A 23,715-nucleotide genomic window follows, 5' to 3' on the forward strand; every position below is an offset into this window, starting at 1 on the left:
CCTATCCCGCGCGCGCTGCGGCGAAGCCACGCTCCAGGTCGGCGAGGACGTCGTCCGGGTGTTCCAGGCCGATCGACAGCCGGATCAGCCCGTCGCCGACACCGGACGCCGCGCGCTCCGAGGGCGTCATCTGCACGTGCGTGGTCGACGCGGGGTGCACGACGAGCGACCGCACGTCGCCGATGTTCGAGACGTGGTCGAACAGCTCGAGCGCATCGACGAACCGACGCCCCGCTGCAGCCCCACCGGCCAGGTCGAACGCCAACACCGCCGAGGGCCCCCGGGGCACGTAGCGCTGCTGCAGGTGGTGCCACGGCGAGGACGGCAGCCCCGCGTAGTGCACGTGCTCGACCTGGTCGTGGCCGTCGAGCCACGTGGCGACGGTCGCCGCGTTCGACACGTGCCGGTCCATCCGGAGCGACAGGGTCTGGATGCCCTGCAGCACCAGGAAGGCGTTGAACGGGGCGATCGCGGGTCCGAGGTCCGCCGACAGCTTGGACCGGGTGCGCTGGATGAACGCCCGCCGGCCGAACTTCGCCGCGAAGTCGGTGCTCGCGAACCCGGAGTGCTCGGTCGACGTCAGCTGCGGGTACTTGTCCGGGTACGCCGCCCAGTCGAAGTTGCCGCTGTCGACGATGAGCCCGGCGATGGCGCTGCCGTGTCCGGCCAGGTACTTGGTCGCCGAGTGCACCACGATGTCCGCACCGTGCTCGATCGGACGCACCAGGTACGGCGTGGCGATCGTGTTGTCGACGATCAGCGGGACCCCGGCGTCGTGCGCAACGCCAGCGACCCCGGCGAAGTCGAGCACGTCGCCGCGCGGGTTCGGGATCGACTCCCCGAAGAACGCCCGCGTCTCCGGACGCACCGCCGCGGCCCACTCGGCCAGGTCGGTCGGGTCCTGCACGAACGTGAAGGCGATGCCGAGGTCGCGCAGCGTCGATGCGAACAGCGTGTACGTCGCGCCGTACAGCGACGCGCTCGACACGACGTGGTCGCCGGCGCGCGCCACACCGAGCACCGCGAGCGAGGTCGCCGCCTGCCCCGAGGCCAGCGCCAGCGCGCCCACCCCGCCCTCCAGGTCCGCGATCCGCCGCTCCAGCGCCGCCGCCGAGGGGTTGTTCACGCGTGAGTACGTGTGCCCGGGCGCGTCGAGCATGAACCGGTCGGCCGCGTCCTCGGCCGACGGGTACACGTACGCCGCCGTCTGCGCGATCGGCGGCACGTTCGCACCCCACCCTGGATCGGCCCGGAAGCCGGCGCGGATCTGCCGGGTCTCGAAGTGCCAGCCGTCCTCGACCGAGGCCATCAGGCGGTGACCACCGACGAGCGCACCAGCGGGATGACCTGCTCGCCGAAGCGCTCCATCTCCTCGAGCTGCGGCGAGAACTGCAGCAGCAGGGTGTCCACGCCGACCGCTTCGTACTCGCGGATCCGCGCGGCGACCTGCTCGGGCGTCCCGACGAACTGCGGCCGCAGCCCCCGGTTCGACACCGAGTAGTCCTCGAGCGAGGGCACGTGCTCGAGCTGTGACTTGGAGATGAAGTCCTGGTAGGACTCGTAGGCGTTGCCGTGCTGCACGTCCGTGATGCGCGCGAGCTCGGCCTGCGCCTCGCCCTCGGTCTCGCGCACGATCGCGTAGGCCGCCATGCCGAACGCCTCGAACGGCGGCAGCCCGGCCTCGTCGCGACGTCGGCGCATGTCGGCGATCTTGGTGCGCAGCTCGTCCACCGTGCCGCCGTGGGTCACGTAGGCGTCGGCGTAGTGCGTGATGCTCGCCTTGCCCGCTTCGCTCTCGCCACCGGCGTAGATGCGCGGCGTCACGAGCGGCTTCGGCTCGAGGTGCGCGTTCTGCACCTCGTAGTACTCGCCCGAGAACGAGTACGGCGTCTCGCGCCACAGGCCCTTCATGACCTCGACGAACTCGGCGGTGCGCTTGTAGCGGTCGTCGTGCTCGGAGAAGATGCCGCCGTACTGCCGCGCTTCTTCCGCCCACCAGGCGCTCACGACGTTGAAGGTGAACCGGCCGCCCGAGATGTCGTCGATCGTCGCCGCCTGCTTCGCGGTCACCGCCGGCAGGTGGTACCCCGGCCGCATCGCCGCCATGATCTCGAGCCGGTCGGTCGTCGCCGCGATGGCCGCCGCGAGCGCCCAGGCCTCCAGGCTCGGCGCAGCCACGCCCTTGATGTCGTTGAGGTTCAGCTCGGGCACGAGCGTCAGGTCGAAGCCGATGCGCTCGGCGCGCTGCGCCAGGCGCTTGACGTAGTCGAAGGTGACCGGCATGTGCTCGTCGTCGACGTTGCGCAGCCAGCCGCCGAACAGCGGGGTCCAGTATCCGAATCGCACAGGGTTCCTCAGGTGGTGACTGTCGGACGGGAGGCTCGGTGCCGGTGGCGACCCGGGCCTCCCGTCCGGTGGGTGGTCGGGTTCAGGCCGTGGCGACGGATGCGGCGGTCGTCGCGTACTCGTCGGCCAGCAGGCCGCCCAGGTACCGGGCGATGGAGCGCGGGCCGGAGGCCGGCGCGGTCTCCTCGACCGCCGGGTTGTAGTTCGTGTTGGTGTTGATGTCGTAGACCACCGTGCGGCCGTCCGTGGTCTCCATGAACTCCACGCCCGCGATCGTGATGCGCTGGTCGGCCAGGAACGTCCGCAGCTGCTGGACGAGCGGATGCTCGGCCGTGACCTCGGTCCGGACGCTGAACGCGGGCGGGGCGCCGGCGGTCTCGGTGCCGGGGACGTCGCACACGGCGCCGGCGATGACCTGAGGCCCGTTCTCTCCGGATGGCACTGCGCACGCGTCGGCCGGGCAGAGCTCGAAGCTGCCCGCGCTGGTGTCGACCCGGACGGCGTAGACGAACTCGCCGCCGACGAACTCGACACGCGTGATGAAGGGCTCACGCGCGGTCAGGTACTCCTGCAGCAGGGTGATGCCGTCGACGGGCTCCTCGAACTCCGGGGAGTCGACGTAGGCGTCGAACTCGGCGAGCGAGTCGAAGCGGCGGACGCCCAGGCCCTTGCCGCCCTGGTTGTGCTTCGTGATGAACGGCACGTCCTGGCCGTCCGTGAAGGTGGCGGCGGCGTCCTTCAGGGTGCTCGTGCCGAACACCGCGGTGGTGCGGGGGACGTCGAACCCGGCGTTGCGCAGCAGGCCGTGCTGCGCGACCTTCGACACCTCGAGCTCGAGCACGTGGCTGCCTCCGACCACCTGGCGGCCGGCGCGTTCGAGCCAACCCAGCACGGCGCGGGTGTACTCCTTGCTGTGCTCGTGCCCGCGGGTGTGGCTGCTGGCCGACATGCGGCTCCAGTAGACACCGGGTTCCGGCTCGGCACCCAGGTCGATCTGTCCCTCGGTGAGCAGGATCTCCTGCACCGGGACGCCCTCGGCTTCGAAGGCGGCGGCGAGCGGCGGGAACCACTCGGGGTTCTCGTGGATGACGTACACGCGCGGGGAGGTCACCGGTCCACCCTAGGCACGGTGCCCGTGGGGCTGCCAGGTGTGTGACGCGGTGCTACTCGCTGAACACCTGCCGGCCGACGACGCCCAGCAGGTCGAGCTTCTGGGCGTCCTCGCTGCCCGCCGGCGCCGTGAAGAGCAGCAGGGCCTGCGCGAGGTTCGACGTCTGCAGCACCTGGCACTCCACGGTGATGCGCCCGAGCTCCGGGTGGACGAAGGTCTTGCGGTCCTCCCACCGGCTGCCCACCTCGTGCAGTGCCCAGAGCTGCCGGAACGCCGGACTGTGCGTCTCGAGGTCGGCGACGAGCGCCGACGCCCGTCGGTCCCCCGGACCCGCTGCCCCGACAGCCGCCCGGAGCGCCGCCACCTGGGCGCGCGCGAGCCGCTCGTGCTGCTCCGGCGCGTACCGGGCCGTCTCGGCGTCGGTCATGAACCAGCGCCACGGCTGGTAGCGCTCGTTGCCCGTCAGACCCACGGTGCTGCCGAGCAGGGCCGCGCCCAACGGGTTCTCGACCAGGGTCTCGCCGAGGTCGCTCACGACGATCGCGGGGGTGTCCTGCAGCCGGTCGAGCACGCGGAGGATCGCCGGGTCGACGTGGTCGCTCCGGTGCACGCGCACGGGGGCGTTGTGCCCGGCCAGGCGGAACAGGTGGTCGCGCTCGTCGAGGGTGCACCGGAGCGCCCGGGCCACGGCTGCGATCATCTGCTCGGACGGCTGTGGCCCGCGCTGCTGCTCCAGCCGCGTGTAGTAGTCGGCGGACATGCCCGCCAGTGCCGCGACCTCTTCGCGCCGCAGCCCAGGAGTGCGGCGGCGGGCACCGGGGCCGAGGCCGACGTCCTCGGGCCGCAGGAGCTCGCGGCGACGGCGGAGGAAGTCGGCGAGGGCAGGGCGGTCCATGGTCCCAGTCTGCGCGGGACGGTGCCGTGCAGCCAGGGATCGTCGGTCCCCCGATGACCGGGCTCTGGTTCGGGTCTCGGGTGTGCCGGATCGTCGATGCCATGGACATCACGAACTCGACCGTCTTCATCTCCGGCGCGACCTCGGGCATCGGCCTGGGACTCGCGCTCCGCCTGCAGCAGGCCGGCAGCACCGTCGTCATCGGCGGACGCCGGCAGACGTTGCTGGACTCCCTGGCCACCGAGCACGGCTTCGCCACCGTGCAGATCGACGTCGACGACCCGGCATCGATCACCGCAGCCGCCGCGACCGTCACCGCGGCGCACCCGTCCCTCGACACCCTCGTCACGATGTCGGGGATCATGCGGCAGGAAGACCTGCGGTCGTCGGCGCACCTGCCCGACGCCGAGGCCACGGTGACGACGAACTTCCTGGGCACCGTCCGGCTCGTCGATGCCTTCCTGCCGCACCTGCTCGAGCAGCCGGCGTCCACGGTGATGACGGTGTCGTCCGGGTTGGCCTTCACGCCGTTGACCCCGACGCCGACCTACAGCGCGATGAAGGCCGCCGTGCACTCGTACACGCTGTCGCTCCGGCAGCAGCTCACCGGCTCTCCCGTGTCGGTGCTCGAGCTCGTGCCGCCGGCCGTCGCCACCGACATCCAGGGCGAGGGGGTGGACTTCGGCGGGATGCCCCTGCAGGCGTACCTGGACGAGGTGACGGCGCTGTTGCAGGCCGGAGCGTCGCCGGAGGTCCTGGTGCAGAACGTGCTGCCGCTGCGGTGGTCGGAGCGGGACGGGACGCAGCAGCAGCTGATCGAGCGGCTGGCGGGGCACTGACGACGTGGTGCTTCACGTCCTCCGCCACGCGGGCGGACGGCGCGACCGACTCGCGCTGACCAGTCGTCGTGGGGTGTAGACGCGGAGCAGTGTCTCGTCGACCATCGCAAAGCGATCGTCCACCGTCGCGATGCCATCGGCGCCGGACGCGACGACCAGACCTGCCTGCACGGCGTGTGCCGCCGACAGGCCGTGACGCTCCATGAAGTACCGGACGTCCTCCAGCAGGTTCGGGGCGTCGACGTGCACGGTGTCCGCGCGCATCACGACCGCGTGCCAACGTCGCAGCAGGGCACCCGCCAGGTCACGCACGACCGGGACGGTGAAGCGCACGACCGCGTCCGTCGGCCGCGGCCGGACCTGCACTTCGAGCGCGGCGAGGTCGAATGCTGCTTGGTGGAGCTCGAGTTCGAACAGGTCGTTGTAGAACAGGGTGCGGCGCGCGCGGATGAGTCGTTCCAGGAACTCCGAGCACGCATCGTGGTCGGTGTCGGACTGCTCGAGCGCACTCACCACGAATCCTGTCTCGAGCACCACACCAGCCGGGAGCGCCGCGCAGTCCTCTGTGGGAACGACGCCGAGGTCGTCGGGGGTCCCGGTTCGCCGGACCACCTCACCGGTACCAGACGGGCCGAGGGCCTGACTGCGGTGGAACCGTGAACGTCGAACGGGCCAGGATCTCGCGCACCTGGTCGGCGCGGGCGTCCGGACTGCCGACGGGACGATGACGTGCGGCCTCGATCTGCTCCGCACTCAACAAGCGGATCGGGACCGCGTCGGAGTGGTGGTACCGCTCGTCGCGCTTGGGGCGGATCGTGCTCATGGGTGCTCCTGTCCTCGGTCGTTGCACGGTAGGTCTGGCGTGTCCAGCAGCGCAAGAAATCCGTGTGCAACATCCGAACGCGCGCCGAGCGTGATCGATCCGTGGACGGCCCGAACCGAATCGCGGTGCGGGGTCGGCCGCGTGGTGCCCGGTTGTTACCCGGCACCGGGCGGTCGACCTCGCACGGGGCGGGAACCGCGCACGGGGCGCGAACCGCGCACGGGGCGGGAACCGCGCACGGTGCGCGAACCGCGCACGGGGCGGGAGCGGCGCGCGGAGCGCGGCGCGCTGCGCTACTCGGCGGCGGCGAGCACCGTTCGGCCCAGGCGGACGAAGTCGTCCGCGCTGAGTTCCTCGCCGCGGGCCGTGGGCGCGATGCCCGACGCCTCGAGCACCTGGGATGCGTGCGCGCTGCCCCCGAGCACGCCGGAGAGCGCCTGACGGAGCATCTTCCGGCGCTGCTGGAACGCCGCGTCGACGAGCGCGAAGACCTGTGCCCGCAGGACCTCGTCACCCGGCGGGTCGTGTCGGACGAACCCGACCAGCACGCTGTCGACGTTCGGCACCGGCCAGAAGACCTGGCGGCTGACCTGCCCGGCGATGCGCCACGCGCCGTACCAGGCGGCCTTGACGCTCGGCGAGCCGTACACCTTGCTGCCCGGGTCGGCGGCCAGGCGGTACCCGACCTCGGCCTGCACCATGACGAGCGACCGCTCGATCGACGGGAACGTCGCCAGCAGGTGCAGCAGCACCGGGACCGAGATGTTGTACGGCAGGTTCGCGACCAGGTGCGTCGGCGCCGTCGGCAGGTCGTCCGCGCCGACCTGCAGGGCGTCCTGGTGCACGACGGTCAACTGCGCCGCCGGCTGCATCGTGGCCACCGTCGCCGGCAACTGCGCCGCCAGACGGGCATCGATCTCGACTGCTGTGACGGCAGCGCCGGTCTCGGTGAGCCCGAGCGTCAGGGACCCCAGGCCCGGCCCGACCTCGAGCACACGAGAGTCGGCCGTCACGCCACCGGCTGCCACGATGCGCCGGACGGTGTTGGCGTCGTGCACGAAGTTCTGCCCGAGCTTCTTGGTGGGCGTGACGTCGAGCTGGGACGCCAGGGAGCGGATCTCCGCAGGACCGAGCAGCGCGCTCACTGTTCGACCGTGACCGGTTCGGCGTCCCACGCGCCGTAGACCAGCTCGGTGTTCGACGCGATCTGCGCCGCGAGCATGGAGGCGTCGGTGCCGATGGTCTCAGCCATCGACCGAAGCGTGAGCGGGATCAGGTAGGGCGCGTTCGGCCGACCGCGGTACGGCGTCGGCGTGAGGTACGGCGCGTCGGTCTCGACCATGATCAGGTGCCGTGGCGCGGTGATCAGGGCATCGCGCAGGGACCGGGCGTTCTTGAACGTCACGGTGCCGGCGAACGACATGTACCAGCCGCGCTCGGCGCAGAGCCGCGCCAGGTCACGGCCGCCGGAGAAGCAGTGGAACACCGTCTTCTCGGGGGCACCGACACGGTCGAGCACCTGCACCACGGCATCGTGGGCATCACGGTCGTGGATGGTCAGCGCCAGGTCGTACTGCTTGGCGATGCGGATGTGCTCTTCGAACGACCGGATCTGGGCGTCACGGCCGTCCTCGGCGGTGCGGAAGAAGTCGAGCCCGGTCTCGCCGACGGCCCGGACCCGGGGCAGCGCCGCGAGCGCTTCGATTCCCGCCAGGTGCTCGTCGAGCAGCCCGGCGGCCTCGAGCGCCGGCGCCTCGTTCGGGTGCAGGGCCACGGCGGCGAGCACGCGTGGTTCGCGTCCGGCGATCGACGCGGACCACTGGGACGTGGCCAGGTCGGTGCCGACCTGCACGACCCCGCGCACACCGACGCTCGACGCACGGTCGAGGTGCTCACGCCAGTCGAGCGCACCGTCGGGACCGCCGTCGGCGATCTCCATGTGGGTGTGGTTGTCGTAGACGGGCACGACGAGGGCCTGGGGCAGCGGTGGGTAGCTGCGGTCGCGCTCGGACCCGTCGGCGCCGTCGCCCCGGGAGCGCAGGTGCGCGTCGGTCACGCTGCGCCCTGCTCCGCCTGCTCGATGCGCGGGAACAGCCCGGACTCGAGCTGCGTCACACGCTCGGCCCCCTGCCACTCCCAGGCACGGTCGACGCGCTGCTCGGCAATCGACCCGCCCGCTCCGATGGCCGCCCAGAGCTTCGCGGTGGCCTTCGGCATGACCGGCGAGACCAGCACCGCGACCGTTCCCAGCCCCCGGAGTGCCGTCGTCAGGACCGTGCCGAGCCGCTCGCGCTGAACGTCGTCCTTGGCGAGGGCCCAGGGCTGCTGCTCGGTGATGTACCCGTTGAGGGCGTCGACGAGCTCCCACGTGGTGACGATGGCGTCCTGCGGTGCGAACGCGGCGATGGCGGCATCGGCGCGCTCGGTGACGCTGCGCGCCAGGTCGTCGATCGCCTGGTCGGAGTCGGACAGGGCACCGCGGTCGGGCACCGCGCCACCGAAGTACTTGTCGATCATCGTCAGCAGTCGGGACGCCAGGTTGCCGAAGCCGTTGGCGAGCTCGGCCTGGTAGCGCGCCGAGATGTCCTCCCAGCTGAAGTTGCCGTCCTGCCCGAAGGTGATGGCCCGCAGGAAGTAGTAGCGGAACGCGTCGGACCCGAACGTGTCGGTGATCTCGGACGGGGCGATGCCCGTGAGCTTCGACTTGGACATCTTCTCGCCACCGACCAGCAGCCAGCCGTGGCCGAACACCCGCTCGGGCACGGGCAGCCCCGCCGCCATCAGCATGGCGGGCCAGATCACCGCGTGGAACCGGGCGATGTCCTTGCCGACGATGTGCACGCTGGGCCACAGGCGCTGGAAGGCCTCGTCGTCGTCGGTGCCGTAGCCCAGCGCCGTGACGTAGTTGAGCAGCGCGTCGAACCACACGTACAGCACGTGGTCGTGGTCCCAGGGGATCGTGATGCCCCAGTCGAAGCTCGAGCGCGAGATCGACAGGTCGCGCAGGCCCTGCTTGACGAACGAGATGATCTCGTTGCGCACGCTGTCCGGCTGGATGAACTGCGGGTTCGACTCGTACAGGTCGAGCAGGCGCTGCTCGAAGTCGGACATCCGGAAGAAGTAGTTGCGCTCGGACAGGACCTCGACCGGGATCGAGTGGATCGCACAGACCTGCTGGCCCTCGTACGGACCGGTGCCCGCGACCAGGTCGCTCGGCTGCTTGTACTCTTCGCAGCCGACGCAGTAGAAGCCCTCGAACTCGCCGGCGTAGATGTAGCCGTCGTCGTACAGCTTCTGCAGGAAGGCCGTCACGCCGCGCTCGTGGCGTTCGTCGGTGGTGCGGATGAAGTCGTCGTTGGCGACGTCGACCGTGTCGAGCAGCGGCTTCCACGCGTCCGTGACGAGCCGGTCGGCCCACTCCTGCGGGGAGACGTCGTTCGCGGATGCCGTGCGCAGGATCTTCTGGCCGTGCTCGTCGGTGCCGGTCAGCAGCCATGTGTCGTCACCGCGCTGCCGGTGCCAGCGCGCGAGGACGTCCGCGGCGACCTCGGTGTAGGCGTGCCCGATGTGGGGCACGTCGTTCACGTAGAAGATCGGCGTGGTGATGCTGAACGAGGACCCGTCGGACATGCGGACCATCCTACGGGCGCGGCGTCCCTCGATGACGCGCCCTGCGGTGGCCTGTGGAGAACCCGGACAGGAGGCCCGTGGCGGGCCGGCACCGGGCCTCCCGTCCGATGCGCGGTCGACTCAGCGCGCGGCGAGCGCGCCCTCGTACAGGTCCCGCTTGGACAGCCCGGTCGCGTCGGCGACCGCGGCCGAGGCCTCTTTCATGCGGGTCCCGGCGGCGACGCGCTCGAGCACCAGGCGGACGCCGTCCTCGAGCGAGACCTCGTCGAGGGACCCCGAGGCGCCCGCGACGACGATGCAGATCTCACCCCTGACCCCCTCGGCAGCCCACGCGGCGAGCTCGTCCAGCGGCCCGCGGCGCACCTCTTCGTAGAGCTTCGTGAGCTCGCGGCACACCGCTGCGCGTCGCGAGGACCCGAACCCGGCGGCCATGTCGGTCAGCGTGTCCGCCAGGCGGTGCGGCGACTCGAAGAACACCATCGTCCGCTGCTCCCCCGCGAGCGCCTCGAACACCCGGCGCCGCTCGCCGGCCTTGCGGGTCGGGAACCCCTCGAAGGTGAAGCGGTCGGTCGGCAGGCCCGACACGGCGAGCGCCATGAGCACGGCCGAGGGGCCGGGCAGCGCGGTGACCGTCACTCCGGCGGCAGCGGCGGCCTCGACCAGGGGGAAGCCCGGGTCGCTGATCGCCGGCATGCCCGCGTCGGTCAGGACCACGACGTCCTCGTCGCGCGCCATCTCGACGACCTCGGCAGCGCGCGCCCGCTCGTTGTGCTCGTGCAGGGCGATGAGCCGCGGGCGGTTCTCGATCCCCAGCGCGCGCATCAGGTGGATGGCGGTCCTGGTGTCCTCCGCCGCCACGACGGTCGCGTTGGACAGGGTCTCGACGAGTCGGCGCGACGCGTCGCCGAGGTTGCCGATGGGGGTTGCTGCGAGGACGATCACGTCCCCATTGTGGTCGCAGCCAGTCCTTGCGTGACATCCGTAGGATGCTCGGGATGACCACGGACCTCGCCGAGACGCTCGACAGCGCGCCCGCTGTGCCCCGCGGGTCCCGGCTCGACGACTGGTGGGCACGGGTGCTGTCGGTGCCGTGGCGCTTCGCCGCCTGGCGGTGGGGCGGACCGATCGCCGTCACCGTCCTCGGTGCCCTGCTGCGGCTGATCGACCTGGGCCGCCCGCACGCGCTGGTGTTCGACGAGACCTACTACGTCAAGGACGGCTGGTCCATCGTCCACCTGGGCTACGAGGGCACCTGGCCGGCGAATCCGACCGATCAGACGAGCCCCACGACCGACCAGCGCTTCACATCGGGTCAGACCGACATCTTCACGAGCGCGGCCGAGTTCATCGCGCACCCCCCGCTCGGCAAGTACCTGATCGGCCTCGGGATGCTGCTGTTCGGGCCCGACAACGCCTTCGGCTGGCGCTTCGCGGTCGCGGTGCTCGGGATCGCGACGGTGTTCCTGGTCGCCGTGATCGCCCGGTCGCTGTTCCGGTCGACGCTCATCGGCACGCTCGCGGGCGGGTTCATGGCGATCGACGGGCAGGCGATCGTGATGTCCCGCGTCACGCTGCTGGACGGCATCGTCACGTTCTTCGTGCTGCTCGGGTTCGGCGCGCTGCTGCTCGACCGGCGGTGGACGTCACGTCGGCTGGACGCGTGGGTCGCAGCTCGTGCGGCAGCCGGGCGGGCGACACTGTGGGGACCGGTGCTGTGGTGGCGGCCCTGGCTGGTCGCGATGGGGCTCGCGATGGGCCTGGCGACCAGCACGAAGTGGTCCGGCATGTACTTCCTGGCGTTCTTCGCCGTGTACTCCGTCCTGAGCGACATGATGCTGCGCAAGCGGGCCGGCATCGAGTTCTGGTCGTCGAGCGCGTTCCTGCAGCAAGCTCCCGTGACGTTCCTGCTCACCGTGCCGGTCGCCGCGATCACGTACGTGGCCTCGTGGACCGGCTGGTTCGTGTCGAAGGACGGCTGGGACCGTGACTGGATCGCCTCGGGCGGGCAGCGCTGGACCGGGGTGCTGGCCTGGGTGCCGGACAGCCTGCAGAACTGGTGGCACTACCAGTCCGAGATCTACGGCTTCAACATCGGTCTGCACACGCCGCACTCGTACCAGGCGAACCCGCTGCTGTGGCTGTTCATGCAGCGGCCGACGTCGATGTACTACGTCGGCACGAACGCCGGGCAGGACGGCTGCGCGGTCGACCGCTGCGGTGCGGCGATCACCGGCATCGCGAACCCGTTCATCTGGTACCCGGCCGTGGCCGCCGTGGTCGCGTTGCTGGTGCTCTTCGTCACCCGACGCAAGTGGGAGTACGGCTTCGTCGTGATGGGCGTGGCCGCGGGGTACCTGCCGTGGCTGCTGTACGTCAACCGGACGGTCTTCCAGTTCTACACGATCGCCTTCGAGCCCTTCATGGTGATGGCCCTGGCGGTCGCCGTCGGGTTGCTGCTCGGCTCGCGCGAGGATCCGCGGCCCCGTCGCACGCGGGCGATCGTCTGGATCGGGGCGTACCTGGTCGTGGTCGTGCTGGCCTCGGCGTACTGGTACCCGATGTGGTCGGCGATGCAGGTGCCGTGGGACTTCATCCGGTCGCACTACTGGCTGCCGAGCTGGTTGTAGCGCGAGCTCGCTCGGTTCCGCCGAGTGGTCACGACACCCCGCTCAGTTCCGCCGACTGGTCACGAACTGTCGGTCCGAGGCCGTCGTGACGACGGTTCGTGACCGATGGACGGACGTGAGCGGTGCGTCGTGACCGGTCGCTCGGTTCCCCCGAGTGGTCACGACACCCCGCTCAGTTCCGCCGACTGGTCACGAACTGTCGGTCCAAGGCCGTCGTGACGACGGTTCGTGACCGATGGACGGACGTGAGCGGTGCGTCGTGACCGGTCGTCGGCCCCGTCGGTCGCGTCGGCCCCGTCGGTCGCGTCGGACTGGAGGCTCGGTGCCGGTCCGATGCGCATGGCACGGTCCAGAGCGGGTCAGGACTGGCTGTGCAGGGCCAGTTCGAGCGACTCGCGGTCGAGCGGCGCACCCGCCATGGCGACAGGGCCGGTCGGGTCGGCCGGGGGAAGGACCCCGTCGATGACGACCTGGGCGTAGCGGCGCCACGCGTCCGGGTCCTGCGCTCGAGTGGCGTCGGCGACGGCGCCGATCATCGTCGTGAGCATCGGGAGATCGCGGTAGTCGAAGCCGTTGCGGACCACGCCGGCATCGCGCGCTCGCCCGATGATCGTGCTGACCTGACGCTCGAGCCGGTCACGCTCGTGCACGATCGACGGGCGGGCCTTGCCGGCGCGGATGATGGCGTCCGCCAGTGCACGGTCACGCGCGCGGAACTCGAACACGCCCATCAGGTACAGGCGGAGGGCCTCGCGCGGGTCGATCTCTTCGGCGGCGCGGGCCGCAGCCGCGTTCATCGCGTCGAACTTGGTGGCCAGCAGCGCCTCGATCAGCGAGTCCTTGTCGGCGAACCGGCGGTAGACCGTGCCGACGCCGACGCCTGCTTCGTGCGCGATGTCGTTGAGGGTGACCGACAGGCCTCGCTCGGCGAAGCACTTGCGTGCCGTCTGCAGGATCAGTTCACGGTTCCGCGCGGCATCGGCGCGGAGCGGCCGATCGAGGTCCGCGTGCTGCTCGGTGGTGCTCACGGTGACGAACCTAATTGAACTTTCTGGGAACAAGCGGATGCACCTGCTCCGTTTGGGTCTACAGTGGACGCAAGCGGATGCACGGCATCCGCTTCTCCATCTCCTCGGAACGCCCGACGGCGCGTGTTCCTCCCTCCACTCGATCGAACACCAGGAGGCTGCCGTGACGGCAGAACAGACTTCACCCGCCCGCAGCACCAGTGCTGTCGGCGGCCCCGCGCCCGCCCCGGCCGGCCGCAAGGAACACCGATGGATCGCTCTGGCGGTGATCGCGCTCGCGCAGCTGATGGTCGTGCTCGACGCCACCATCGTCAACATCGCCCTGCCGTCGGCGCAAGCGGACCTCGGGTTCGGCACCGACCAGCGCCAGTGGATCGTCACGGCGTACTCACTGGCCTTCGGGTCGCTCCTGTTGCTCGGCGGACGTCTCGGCGACCTGTTCGGGCGCAAGAACACCTTCATCATCGGGCTCGTCGGCTTCGCCATCGCGTCCGTGCTCGGCGGTCTGGCGGACAGCTTCGGCCTGCTCGTTGCCGCCCGCGCACTGCAGGGCGCCTTCGGTGCGCTCCTGGCGCCGTCCGCGCTCGGCATGCTGACGACGACGTTCCGTGACCCGAAGGAACGCGGCCGTGCGTTCGGCATCTTCGGTTCGATCGCCGGCTCGGGCGCCGCCATCGGCCTGCTGCTCGGCGGTGTCCTGACCGAGTACGCGTCGTGGCGCTGGTGCCTCTACGTCAACGTCGTCTTCGCGATCCTCGGCGTGATCGGCGCGCTCGTCTTCATGGCGAAGCCGCCGAAGGTCGATCGTCCGCGCATCGACGTCGCCGGCGTGCTGACGATCACCGCCGGTCTGGTCGGCGTCGTCTACGGGTTCTCGAACGCCGAGACCAACGGCTGGGACGACCCGTGGACCATCGGCATGCTCGCTGCCGGGGTCGTGCTCATCGCGGCCTTCATCGTGATCGAGACCCGTGTCGCCCACCCGCTGCTCCCCCTGCGTGTGGTGCTCGACCGTGACCGCGGCGGGTCGTTCATCGCGATCGGCCTGGTAGCGATCGGCATGTTCGGCATCTTCCTGTTCCTGACCTACTACCTCGAGCAGACGCTCGGGTTCTCGGCGCTGCAGACCGGCCTGGCGTTCCTGCCGATGCCGCTGTCGATCATGGTTTCGGCGACGCAGATCGGTGGGCGCCTGCTGACCCGCGTCGGTCCGAAGATCCTGATCTTCGCCGGCGGTCTGGTGGCTGCGACCGGGCTCCTGCTGCTGCTCCGCACCGACCTCGACAGCACGTACGCGGGTACCGTCCTGCCGGCGCTGATCGTCATCGGGCTCGGCATGGGCACGATCTTCTCGTCGGCGATGAACACCGCAACGACCGGTGTGGCTCGTGCGGATGCCGGAGTGGCGTCCGCGACCGTGAACACCATGCAGCAGATCGGCGGCTCGATCGGCACAGCTCTGTTGTCGACGATCTTCGCCGACGTCGTCAAGAACAGCCTGTCCGGGCTGACTGCGGCACCGACCAAGCTGCAGCAGGCACAGGCCACGCTGGACGGCTACCACGCGGCGTTCGCGATCTCGGCCGGCGTCCTGGTGATCGTGGCGATCGCCAGCGGGCTGCTGATCAACCGGCAGTCGGTCCGCCTCGAGAAGCTCGAGCACCTGGCGGCCAACGCCACGGGCAGCATCCCCGCCGCAGCACACTGACGCTCGCCCGCCGCGCGGACTCCCACGCGTCGGGCGCGAAGCGCGTCGGACTCCGAACGACGGGGTCGCTGTCGAACGACAGCGACCCCGTCGTTCTGCGTCGTCCAGCACCCCACAGCCGAACGTCCTTCGGTCCAGCACCCGCTCTCCCACACTGGATTGCGCACTGTTGCGGTTCCCGTGCCTGCCGTCAGGGGTGCGCATTATGGTCAGGGTCATGTCCCCCGTCCTGACCTCGCCGCTCGTGTCGACGCAGTGGCTCGCCGACCACCTGGGTGCGGACGAGCTCGTCGTGCTCGACGCGTCCGTGCACACCTCGGGGACCGGTCGTGGCACGACGTGGCGGACGGCGCACGACACGTACGAGCAGTCCGGGCACGTTCCCAGTGCGCGCTACGCCGACCTGGTGCGGGACTTCTCGACGCCCGATGCCAGCGTGCCGTTCACCCGCCCGGACGCCGAACAGTTCGAGCACGCTGTCCGAGCGCTCGGCATCACCAACACCTCGACCGTCGTGGTCTACGACGACAGCGTCGGCGAGTGGGCAGCGCGACTGTGGTGGATCTTCCGGGCGTTCGGCTTCGACGACGTCGCCGTGCTGGACGGCGGGTTCGTCAAGTGGCGCGACGAGGGCCGCCCCGTCCGGATCGGCGCACTGCGGACCTCCGCGGCACGGCTTCCCGACGCCGACGTGTTCCTGGCCGGCGAAGAGCGACCGCTCTGGGCCGATCGTGCCCGCGTCGAGCGTGCCGTGGACGGCACACAGCCGGCAGCGCTCGTGCTGGCCGTCGACGACTCCACCCTCGGCACGTCGCACCCGCCGGTCGTCCCCGGATCGACGCCGATCACGCTGCACCGCGTCGTCGACCAGGACTCCAACGCGCTCCGCCGTCCGGCAGCGCTCCGCGATGTCTTCGCGCCGGTGCTCGGGTCGGACGAGATCGTCACGTACTGCGGGGTGGGCAGCGCGGCGTGCGTCGATGCGCTGGCGTTGACCGTGCTCGGCCACGACCGCGTGCAGGTGTACGACGGCTCGCTCGCGGACTGGTGGCGCTGGGACTTCGAGCCCCTCGCGTCCTGACGCCCGTGGCTGCGGCTCCGGCCGCACGAGCACGCCCACACGACCACGGTCGTGCCCGCACGGACACCGTCGCGCCCACACGACCACGGTCGCGCCCGCACGCCCACAAGCCCACACGCCCACACGCCCACACGCCCACACGCCCACACGACCACGGTCGTGCCCTCGTCGGCCGTCGGAGACGCCCGCCGGCACTAGCGTTGGCGCCATGAGCACCAAGCGCGCGGTCGTCCTGGGCGGAACGGGCGGTGTCGGCTCGGCCGTCGTGCGGGAACTGCTCGAGCACTCCGGTCGGGGCGGCGACGACTGGCAGGTCGATGTCCTCGCGCGGCGCGGTGGCGACGTCGCCGACACGCTCGTCGGGGCCGGCGCGACGTTCACGCCCGGCGACCGACGCGACGCGCAGGTCCTCCGCGACCTGCTGCGTCCGGGTGCGGACCTGCTCGTGGACACCGTGGGCGCGACCCGTGACGACGCCGCCCAGCTGCTGCCCTACCTCGGCGACGTCGGCTCGACGGTGTTCCTGTCGTCGAAGGCGGTCTACGTGGACGAGCAGGGCCGTCACGCCAATGCACTCGACAAGCCGGTCTTCCCCGGTGCCGTGACCGAGATCCAGCCGACCGTCACACCGGCCGACGGCGACCCGACCAGCCGCGACGGCTACGCGGCCGCCAAGGTCGCCGCCGAACAGCTGCTGCTGGACCACGGCGCCCCGGTCACGGTCCTTCGCCCGTCGAAGGTGTACGGCGTCGGCATCGGGCGTCCCCGGGAGTGGTTCGTGGTGCGCCGCGCGCTCGACGGCCGCGAGCGGGTCCTGCTCGCCGACCAGGGTCGCGGCGTCGACCACACCACGGCTGCCAGTGGGATCGGGAGCCTGGTCCGCCTGGTCGCCGGCGCGCCCGACCGCCGGATCCTCAACGTCGCGGACGCATCGGCGCCGTCCGTCCTCGAGATCGTGCGGACCGTCGCCGGCCACCTGGACCACCGGTTCGACGAGGTGCTGCTCGACGCCGAGGCGCCGGTGTTCGTCGGGCTGACGCCGTGGTCATCGCCGACACCGTTCGTGCTCGACACCTCGGCTGCGCAGGCCCTCGGCTGGGAGCCGCCCCGGTACCAGGACGCGGTCGGGCCAGAGCTCGACTGGCTGGTCGACACCGCGCACCGCACCCCGGCCGACGGCGACGTCCCGTGGGCGACCGACCCGTTCTGGGACCGCATGTTCGACTACGGCCCCGAGGACGCCGCACTCGTCATGCTGTCCCTCGGCTCGTGAGCATGCCCCGCTCCGAGGTGCTGTTCATCGGCGGCCGGTCGGGTGTCGGCAAGTCGACCGCGGCCGAGGCCCTGCACGACCTGCTGTCGGCGCACGACGTCCGGCACGCGGTCATCGAGGGCGACACGCTCGACCTGGCGTATCCGGCGCCGCACCGCGAACACCCCGAGGCGCGGCTCGCCGAACGCAACCTCGCCACGATCTGGGCGAACTACCGGGCGCTCGGGTTCCATCGGCTGGTGTTCACGAACACGGTGTCGGTGCTCGAGACCGAACGGCTCGCCGCAGCGATGGGCGATGACCCACTGGTGGTCGCCGCGCTGCTGCGCGCCGGCGACGACCAGACCGCGTCACGGCTGACCCGCCGTGCGGGCGGCGTGCTGCCGGCAGCGCAACTCGCCCACAGCACGCGGACCGCCGGGAGGCTCGACACGGCCACCCCGGACCGGGTCACCCGCATCGACACGGACACCATGACCCCGGCCGACGTCGCACGTCGGCTCGCGACGCTGACCGGGTGGCTTCCCGACTGAGCGCTGTGGACAGCCGCGAGTCGTCCACAGTCAGGGACTGCAGTCCTCCTGCCCAGGCCGGACGGGGCACGCTGGAGCCATGAACGACAACCGGCTCGGCACCGCCGTCAGCCCCTACCTGCGCCTGCACGCCGACAACCCGGTGGACTGGCGTGAGTGGGGTCCCGACGCCTTCGCAGAAGCACGCGAGCGTGATGTGCCCGTCCTCGTGTCGATCGGGTACGCCACCTGCCACTGGTGCCACGTGATGGCGCGCGAGAGCTTCTCCGACCCCGAGATCGCCGAACTGCTGCGGCAGGACTTCGTCGCCGTCAAGGTCGATCGCGAGGAACGGCCCGACGTCGACGCCAGCACGATGGCCGCGGCCGCCGCCTTCACCGAGCAGCTCGGGTGGCCACTGACGGCGTTCATGACGCCCCAGGCCCACGTCTTCTTCGCGGGCACGTACTCCCCGCCGACCCCGGTCGGGCAGCACCCGTCGTTCCGGCAGGTGCTCGGTGCCGTGCTCGACGCCTGGCGCGACCGGCGGGACGAAGTCGAGGCCAACGCGGCCGCGCTCGCGGCGGCGATACGGCAAGGCGCCGTCGACGCGAGCGACGGCGGAGTGGCCGGGCGTGACGGAGCCGCACCGGTCCTCCCGTCCGTCGACGCGATCCACCAGGTCGTGCGCGCCGTCGGACAGGGCGAGGACCCGGTGTACGGCGGGTTCGGCGGTGCCCCGAAGTTCCCGTCAGCGCCGCTGCTCGAGTTCCTGGCGGATGCCGGCGCCGACGGGGACCCCGCGGCGGCAGCCCTCTGCGGCCGGTCGCTCCGCGTCATCGCCGCATCCGAGCTGACAGACCCGGACGGTGGCGTGTTCCGGTACGCCACCCGTCGTGACTGGTCCGTGCCGCACTACGAGCGGATGCTCTACGACAACGCCGGACTGCTGGCGATCGCTCCCCCCGGCCAGGCCCGGGGCATCGCGGACTTCCTGCGCGACACCCTCCGCCGATCGGACGGCGCCTTCGTCGCGGCGCAGGACAGCGAGTCGACGATCGACGGCCGCCGAGTCGAGGGCGAGTGGTACCGCCGACCGGTGGCGGAACGGGTGCACCTGGATCCACCGCCCCTCGACGACCAGGTCCTGACCGGGTGGAACGGACTCGCGATCCGGGGGCTGGCGATCGCCGGTGCGCGCCACGGCGACGACGACATGATCGCCCTCGCCCGAGCCGCGGCCGATGCGGTCGTCGACGCACACCTGCGCGACGCGCACGTCGTCGTGCGGTCGAGCACCCCGCGCGGGGTGTCGTCGGCCCCGCCCACCATCGAGGACGTCGGCCTGTTCGCCGAGGGGCTGCTCGAGCTGGCACTCGTGACGGGCCAGGTCCGGTACGCCGTCACGGCTCGGGCTCTGGTGGACGACGGACTGTCGGGCTCGCTCCGGTCCGACCCGGTCCTGGCGACCGCCGGCACCGCGACGGGCGAGCAGCCGCAGACCGCGTTGCGGTCGGGGACCATCGCCCTGGCGAGCGCCGCGTGCACGATCGGCACGCTCACCGGTGACGACCAGTACCGGGCGGCCGCCGTCGAGCTCGTCGGTGACCGTGCTCGCGCGGGCATCGACCGACCGCTGGGGCATGCCGACGCGCTCGGCCTGGCGTTGGCGATGCAGCGACCGTCACGACAGGTCGTCGTCGTCGCGACCGATCCCGGGGCGCTCCGTGCCGCGGCGGTCGCGTCACGCCGCCCGGGCACCCTCGTCGTCGTGGTCACCCCGACCCAGGCCGCCGAGTGGGCCGCCGCCGGCTTCGAACTACTTGCGTCCCGCGACCAGCTCGACCCCGCCGCGTACGTCTGCCACGACCGCGTGTGCGCACTGCCCGCGCGCTCCGTGGACGACCTCACGCGCCAACTCGCGAGCGTCTGAGCGCGGACGGTATCCTGGAATGCTCATGTCTCCCACGCCTGCCGTCATCACCTACCCGCCCGAGCTGCCGGTCTCGCAGCGGCGCGACGACATCGCGGCGGCCATCCGCGACAACCAGGTCGTGATCGTTGCGGGCGCAACGGGCTCGGGCAAGACGACGCAGCTGCCGAAGATCTGCCTCGAGCTGGGCCGCGAGCACATCGGCCACACGCAGCCGCGGCGGATCGCCGCGCGGACGATCGCCGAGCGCGTGTCCGAGGAACTCGGCGGCGAACTGGGCGACCTGGTCGGCTACCAGGTCCGCTTCACCGACAAGGTCAGCGCGAACACCCGGGTCAAGCTGATGACCGACGGCATCCTGCTCAACGAGATCCACTTCGACCGCGATCTCACGCGGTACGACACGATCATCATCGACGAGGCGCACGAGCGGTCACTGACGATCGACTTCCTGCTCGGGTACCTCAAGCGGCTGCTGCCCCGTCGCCCCGACCTGAAGCTCATCATCACGAGTGCGACGATCGACCCGGAGTCCTTCTCGAAGCACTTCGGCGGCGCCCCGATCATCGAGGTCTCCGGACGCACCTACCCCGTCGAGATCCGGTACCGAGCGCTCGTCGCCGAAGAACCCGGTGACGAGGACGACGATGACGACGACACCGATTCCCGGACGGCGGACTCGGGCGGCAACCAGGACGACCGCGACACCCTGACCGGCATCACCGACGCGCTCGACGAACTCGCCCGCGAAGACCCGGGCGACGTCCTGGTGTTCCTGTCCGGCGAGAACGAGATCCGCGATGCCCAGGACGCCATCGAGGGCAAGGGGTACCAGGGCACCGAGGTCCTGCCGCTGTACGGACGGCTGTCCGCGGCCGACCAGCACCGGGTGTTCCAGCGATCGTCGACGCCCGGAGTGCGGCGTCGCGTGGTGCTCGCCACCAACGTCGCCGAGACCTCGCTGACCGTTCCGGGCATCAAGTACGTCATCGACACCGGCACCGCGCGCATCTCGCGCTACTCCCCGCGTGCCAAGGTGCAGCGACTGCCGATCGAGGCCATCTCGCAGGCCAGCGCGAACCAGCGCTCCGGCCGCGCGGGTCGCACCAGCGCAGGCATCGCGATCCGGCTGTACTCCGAGGACGACTTCGGGCGGCGCCCCGAGTACACCGATCCCGAGATCCTCCGGACCAACCTGGCTGCCGTCATCCTGCAGATGATCTCGCTCGGGTTCGGCGACATCGAGTCGTTCCCCTTCCTGCAGCCGCCGGACTCACGTGGCGTCAAGGACGGCCTCGACCTGCTGCGCGAACTGCGGGCGGTCGACCAGGACGGTGCGATCACGAAGTCCGGTCGGCAGCTGACGCGGCTACCCGTCGACCCACGGCTCGGCCGCATGGTGCTCGAAGCCGGGCGGCAAGGGGTCGGACGCGAAGTCCTGGCGATCGTCAGCGCTCTGAGCATCCAGGACCCGCGCGAGCGACCGCTCGAGAAGCGTGCGCAGGCGGACCAGCTCCACGCACGGTTCGCCGACCCGACCAGCGACTTCCTGACGCTGCTGGGTCTGTGGAACCACATCCAGGACAAGCAGTCCGAACTGTCGTCGAGCGCGTTCCGACGGCTCTGCAAGGCCGAGTTCCTGAACTACCTGCGCATCCGCGAGTGGCAGGACCTGTACCGGCAGCTGTCACGCGCCGCCAAGCAGGTCGGCATCCACGTCGCCACGGAGCGCAAGGACGATCCCGACGCCGTGCACCGATCGCTCCTTGCCGGGCTGCTCAGCCAGATCGGTCTGCGCGACCGCGAGAAGCGCGACTACCTCGGGTCGCGGAACACCCGGTTCGTCCTGTTCCCGGGCAGCGTCCTGGCGAAGAAGCAGCCCGACGCCGTGATGGCCGCCGAGCTCGTCGAGACGAGCCGCCTGTTCGCACGGACCGCGGCCCGGATCGACCCGCTCTGGACCGAGCAGCTGGCCGGCGACCTGCTCAAGCGCACCTACGGCGAGCCGCACTGGGAGAAGAAGCAGGGTGCCGTCGTCGCCTACGAACGGGTGACCCTGTTCGGCGTGCCGATCGTCCAGCGCCGACGGGTGCAGTACACCCGCATCGACCCCGTGCACGCGCGTGAGCTCTTCATCCGGCATGCCCTGATCCAGGGCGAGTGGGACTCGCAGCAGGCCTTCGACCGCGCGAACCGCACGCTCCGGCGCGAACTCGAACAGCTCGAGGAACGCACCCGACGCCGGGACATCCTGCTCGACGACGAGACCGTCTACGAGTTCTACGACGCCCGCGTGCCGGCCGAAGTCGCCACGACCCGCGACTTCGAGGGCTGGTGGCGCCGGACCCGACGCGAGCAACCCGATCTGCTGACGATGCAGCGCGAGGACCTGCTGGACGAGTCGGCTGCCTCGGCTGCCGAAGACGGTGCCGAGTACCCGACCGAGTGGCGCTCCGGCGACCAGCGGCTGGCGGTGCGGTACCGGTTCGAGCCCGGTGCCGAGGACGACGGCGTGAGCGTGCAGGTCCCGATCGCGCTGTTGCCGCGCATGCGCGAGGAAGGGTTCGACTGGCAGGTCCGCGGGCTCCGTCGTGACCTGGTGACGGCGCTCATCAAGGCGCTGCCGAAGCAGATCCGGAAGAACGTCGTGCCGGCTGCCGACTGGGCCGAGAAGATCGTCGACGAGCTGCCCGACGACGCCCCGACCGAACCCACCGAGAGCTTCCGGGCGACCCTGGCGAAGACCATCCAGCGCATGACCTACGTGCCGGTGACCGAAGCCGACTTCGACATGACGCGGGTCCCGGCCCACCTGCTGCCGACCTACGCCGTCGTCGACGAACGCGGACGCCGCGTCGAAACGGGCAAGGACCTGTCCGCGCTGCAGACCAAGCTCAAGGACCGCACCCAGCAGAGCGTCGCCGCGGCCACCCAGCGCGATGGACGCGGACGCGGAGCCGGGCGGGCCGCCGACGCCGAACCCGACAGGCGCATCGAGCGCTCCGGTCTCGTCGCGTGGCCGGACACCGATCTGCCGCAGGTCCTCGACACCCGTCAGGCGGGCGGCGTGATCCGCGCGTACCCGGCGCTCGTCGAAGAGGGCACCGGGCCGAAGGCGACCGTCGGCGTCCAGCTGCTGGCGACGCCCGGTGACCGCGCCGTCCGGATGCCCGCCGGGGTCCGACGCCTGGTGATGCTCGCGGTGCCGTCGCCCGTGTCGTACATCCAGTCACACCTGACCGCGCAGGAGAAACTGGCGCTCGCGGCCAGCCCGTACCCGTCGACGAACGCACTGTTCGACGACGTCCTGGCAGCCGTGGTCGACGCCGGCATCCGCGCGGTCCACCCCGACGGCGTCCTGTTCACGCGCGCCGAGTTCGAATCGGTCCGCGATGCCGTTTCCTCGTCGGTGGTGGACACGATGTTCGCCGCGGTGTCCGAGGTCGCCGCGGTGCTGACGGCGCTCCGGGGCGCCGATCGTGCGCTGAAGCAGGCGAACAGCATGGCGCTGCTGCCCGCACTCAACGACATGCGCCAGCAGCTCGACCGTCTGGTGTTCCCCGGGTTCGTCGCAGTGGCGGGGCTCGGACGGCTCCGGCGCATCCGCGTCTACCTGCAGGGCGTGGAAGCCCGCGTGACGAAGCTCCTGCAGAACCCCGGCCGCGACGCCACCTGGATGCGCGAGGTCGCCGCGGCGACCGGCCGCTTCGAGGATGCCGGGGGGACGTTCCCACCCGCCATGGGCTCGCACCCGGAACTCGTCCACGCACGGTGGATGCTCGAGGAGTTCCGCCTCAGCCTGTTCGCGCAGGAACTCGGGACCGCCGAGACGGTCTCGCTCCAGCGCATCACGAAGGCCCTGGCCGCCGCCGCGCGCTGACGAGACGGCGAGACGGCGAGACCAGGAAC

19 protein-coding genes are annotated in these 23,715 nt (G+C 71.0%); 8 read left to right on the forward strand and 11 right to left on the reverse strand.

Annotated features, from left to right (window positions below):
• Window position 1 precedes the first annotated feature (1 nt).
• The 4 genes from MT346_RS08700 to MT346_RS08715 all read right to left on the reverse strand — a co-directional run bounded on the left by MT346_RS08700 (window position 2) and on the right by MT346_RS08715 (window position 4,352).
• The gene (locus tag MT346_RS08700; RefSeq protein ID WP_243562562.1) at window positions 2-1,309 is read right to left on the reverse strand and encodes an O-acetylhomoserine aminocarboxypropyltransferase/cysteine synthase family protein; all 1,308 of its coding nucleotides are present in this window, start codon (window positions 1,307-1,309) and stop codon (window positions 2-4) included.
• Window positions 1,309-2,346, reverse strand: a complete 1,038-nt coding sequence (locus tag MT346_RS08705) for an LLM class flavin-dependent oxidoreductase (protein WP_243562564.1) — start codon at window positions 2,344-2,346, stop codon at window positions 1,309-1,311. Before MT346_RS08705 ends, MT346_RS08700 begins: the two co-directional genes overlap by 1 nt.
• An 82-nt stretch (window positions 2,347-2,428) precedes the next feature.
• A complete protein-coding gene (locus tag MT346_RS08710; RefSeq protein ID WP_243562567.1) occupies window positions 2,429-3,457 on the reverse strand; it encodes a RimK family alpha-L-glutamate ligase in 1,029 nt (342 codons plus the stop codon).
• A gap of 52 nt (window positions 3,458-3,509) precedes the next feature.
• On the reverse strand, window positions 3,510-4,352 hold the full coding sequence (locus MT346_RS08715) for a helix-turn-helix transcriptional regulator (protein WP_243562570.1): 843 nt from the start codon (window positions 4,350-4,352) through the stop codon (window positions 3,510-3,512).
• 101 nt (window positions 4,353-4,453) lie between these two features.
• Here MT346_RS08715 and MT346_RS08720 point away from each other — a divergent pair, with 101 nt between their 5' ends.
• Window positions 4,454-5,191 (forward strand): SDR family oxidoreductase, encoded by a 738-nt coding sequence (locus MT346_RS08720; protein WP_243562572.1) that lies wholly within the window; start codon window positions 4,454-4,456, stop codon window positions 5,189-5,191.
• 12 nt (window positions 5,192-5,203) lie between these two features.
• Here MT346_RS08720 and MT346_RS08725 read toward each other — a convergent pair whose 3' ends face one another.
• From MT346_RS08725 to rsmI, 6 genes are all read right to left on the reverse strand, one after another.
• A complete protein-coding gene (locus MT346_RS08725) occupies window positions 5,204-5,704 on the reverse strand; it encodes a hypothetical protein (RefSeq protein WP_243562575.1) in 501 nt (166 codons plus the stop codon).
• Window positions 5,705-5,804: 100 nt separating this feature from the next.
• Window positions 5,805-6,014, reverse strand: coding sequence for a hypothetical protein (locus MT346_RS08730; protein ID WP_243562577.1), 210 nt, complete (start codon window positions 6,012-6,014; stop codon window positions 5,805-5,807).
• Between the two features lie 293 nt (window positions 6,015-6,307).
• A complete protein-coding gene (gene rsmA, locus MT346_RS08735) occupies window positions 6,308-7,159 on the reverse strand; it encodes a 16S rRNA (adenine(1518)-N(6)/adenine(1519)-N(6))-dimethyltransferase RsmA (RefSeq protein ID WP_243562579.1) in 852 nt (283 codons plus the stop codon).
• A complete protein-coding gene (locus MT346_RS08740; RefSeq protein ID WP_243562580.1) occupies window positions 7,156-8,070 on the reverse strand; it encodes a TatD family hydrolase in 915 nt (304 codons plus the stop codon). The genes rsmA and MT346_RS08740 overlap by 4 nt, the downstream gene beginning before the upstream one ends.
• Entirely contained in the window at window positions 8,067-9,644 is a 1,578-nt protein-coding gene (metG, locus tag MT346_RS08745) for a methionine--tRNA ligase (RefSeq protein WP_243562582.1), read from the reverse strand. Before metG ends, MT346_RS08740 begins: the two co-directional genes overlap by 4 nt.
• A 120-nt stretch (window positions 9,645-9,764) precedes the next feature.
• Entirely contained in the window at window positions 9,765-10,586 is an 822-nt protein-coding gene (gene rsmI / locus MT346_RS08750; RefSeq protein WP_243562583.1) for a 16S rRNA (cytidine(1402)-2'-O)-methyltransferase, read from the reverse strand.
• Window positions 10,587-10,639: 53 nt separating this feature from the next.
• On the opposite strand from rsmI, the gene MT346_RS08755 reads away from it, so the two are divergent.
• Window positions 10,640-12,271 carry a dolichyl-phosphate-mannose--protein mannosyltransferase gene (locus tag MT346_RS08755; RefSeq protein WP_243562585.1) on the forward strand — a complete coding sequence of 544 codons (1,632 nt, stop codon included), beginning with the start codon at window positions 10,640-10,642 and terminating at the stop codon, window positions 12,269-12,271.
• A 359-nt stretch (window positions 12,272-12,630) separates the two neighbouring features.
• Here MT346_RS08755 and MT346_RS08760 read toward each other — a convergent pair whose 3' ends face one another.
• The gene (locus MT346_RS08760) at window positions 12,631-13,299 is read right to left on the reverse strand and encodes a TetR/AcrR family transcriptional regulator (RefSeq protein WP_243562586.1); all 669 of its coding nucleotides are present in this window, start codon (window positions 13,297-13,299) and stop codon (window positions 12,631-12,633) included.
• 163 nt (window positions 13,300-13,462) lie between these two features.
• On the opposite strand from MT346_RS08760, the gene MT346_RS08765 reads away from it, so the two are divergent.
• The 6 genes from MT346_RS08765 to hrpA all read left to right on the forward strand — a co-directional run bounded on the left by MT346_RS08765 (window position 13,463) and on the right by hrpA (window position 23,686).
• The gene (locus MT346_RS08765) at window positions 13,463-15,007 is read left to right on the forward strand and encodes an MFS transporter (RefSeq protein WP_243562588.1); all 1,545 of its coding nucleotides are present in this window, start codon (window positions 13,463-13,465) and stop codon (window positions 15,005-15,007) included.
• A 217-nt stretch (window positions 15,008-15,224) separates the two neighbouring features.
• Complete coding sequence (locus tag MT346_RS08770; protein ID WP_243562590.1) at window positions 15,225-16,088, forward strand: sulfurtransferase; 864 nt, start codon at window positions 15,225-15,227, stop codon at window positions 16,086-16,088.
• Between the two features lie 208 nt (window positions 16,089-16,296).
• Window positions 16,297-17,361 (forward strand): NAD(P)-dependent oxidoreductase, encoded by a 1,065-nt coding sequence (locus tag MT346_RS08775; RefSeq protein ID WP_243562591.1) that lies wholly within the window; start codon window positions 16,297-16,299, stop codon window positions 17,359-17,361.
• 2 nt (window positions 17,362-17,363) lie between these two features.
• Complete coding sequence (locus tag MT346_RS08780; RefSeq protein ID WP_243562593.1) at window positions 17,364-17,894, forward strand: AAA family ATPase; 531 nt, start codon at window positions 17,364-17,366, stop codon at window positions 17,892-17,894.
• 79 nt (window positions 17,895-17,973) lie between these two features.
• Complete coding sequence (locus MT346_RS08785) at window positions 17,974-19,806, forward strand: thioredoxin domain-containing protein (RefSeq protein ID WP_243562595.1); 1,833 nt, start codon at window positions 17,974-17,976, stop codon at window positions 19,804-19,806.
• Between the two features lie 25 nt (window positions 19,807-19,831).
• The gene (gene hrpA / locus MT346_RS08790; RefSeq protein ID WP_243562597.1) at window positions 19,832-23,686 is read left to right on the forward strand and encodes an ATP-dependent RNA helicase HrpA; all 3,855 of its coding nucleotides are present in this window, start codon (window positions 19,832-19,834) and stop codon (window positions 23,684-23,686) included.
• The last annotated feature ends 29 nt before the right edge of the window (window positions 23,687-23,715 follow it).

This window comes from Curtobacterium sp. VKM Ac-2922 (assembly GCF_022815645.1).
GTDB lineage: Bacteria > Actinomycetota > Actinomycetes > Actinomycetales > Microbacteriaceae > Curtobacterium.

What these genes read in the sequence shown, in the direction of transcription:
- MT346_RS08700 (WP_243562562.1), bottom strand. Translation starts at nt 1,309, where the DNA reads ATGGCCTCGGTCGAGGACGGCTGGCACTTCGAGACCCGGCAGATCCGC.
- MT346_RS08715 (WP_243562570.1), bottom strand. Translation starts at nt 4,352, where the DNA reads ATGGACCGCCCTGCCCTCGCCGACTTCCTCCGCCGTCGCCGCGAGCTC.
- MT346_RS08720 (WP_243562572.1), top strand. Translation starts at nt 4,454, where the DNA reads ATGGACATCACGAACTCGACCGTCTTCATCTCCGGCGCGACCTCGGGC.
- MT346_RS08730 (WP_243562577.1), bottom strand. Translation starts at nt 6,014, where the DNA reads ATGAGCACGATCCGCCCCAAGCGCGACGAGCGGTACCACCACTCCGAC.
- metG (WP_243562582.1), bottom strand. Translation starts at nt 9,644, where the DNA reads ATGTCCGACGGGTCCTCGTTCAGCATCACCACGCCGATCTTCTACGTG.
- MT346_RS08755 (WP_243562585.1), top strand. Translation starts at nt 10,640, where the DNA reads ATGACCACGGACCTCGCCGAGACGCTCGACAGCGCGCCCGCTGTGCCC.
- MT346_RS08770 (WP_243562590.1), top strand. Translation starts at nt 15,225, where the DNA reads ATGTCCCCCGTCCTGACCTCGCCGCTCGTGTCGACGCAGTGGCTCGCC.
- MT346_RS08775 (WP_243562591.1), top strand. Translation starts at nt 16,297, where the DNA reads ATGAGCACCAAGCGCGCGGTCGTCCTGGGCGGAACGGGCGGTGTCGGC.
- MT346_RS08780 (WP_243562593.1), top strand. Translation starts at nt 17,364, where the DNA reads ATGCCCCGCTCCGAGGTGCTGTTCATCGGCGGCCGGTCGGGTGTCGGC.
- MT346_RS08785 (WP_243562595.1), top strand. Translation starts at nt 17,974, where the DNA reads ATGAACGACAACCGGCTCGGCACCGCCGTCAGCCCCTACCTGCGCCTG.
- hrpA (WP_243562597.1), top strand. Translation starts at nt 19,832, where the DNA reads ATGTCTCCCACGCCTGCCGTCATCACCTACCCGCCCGAGCTGCCGGTC.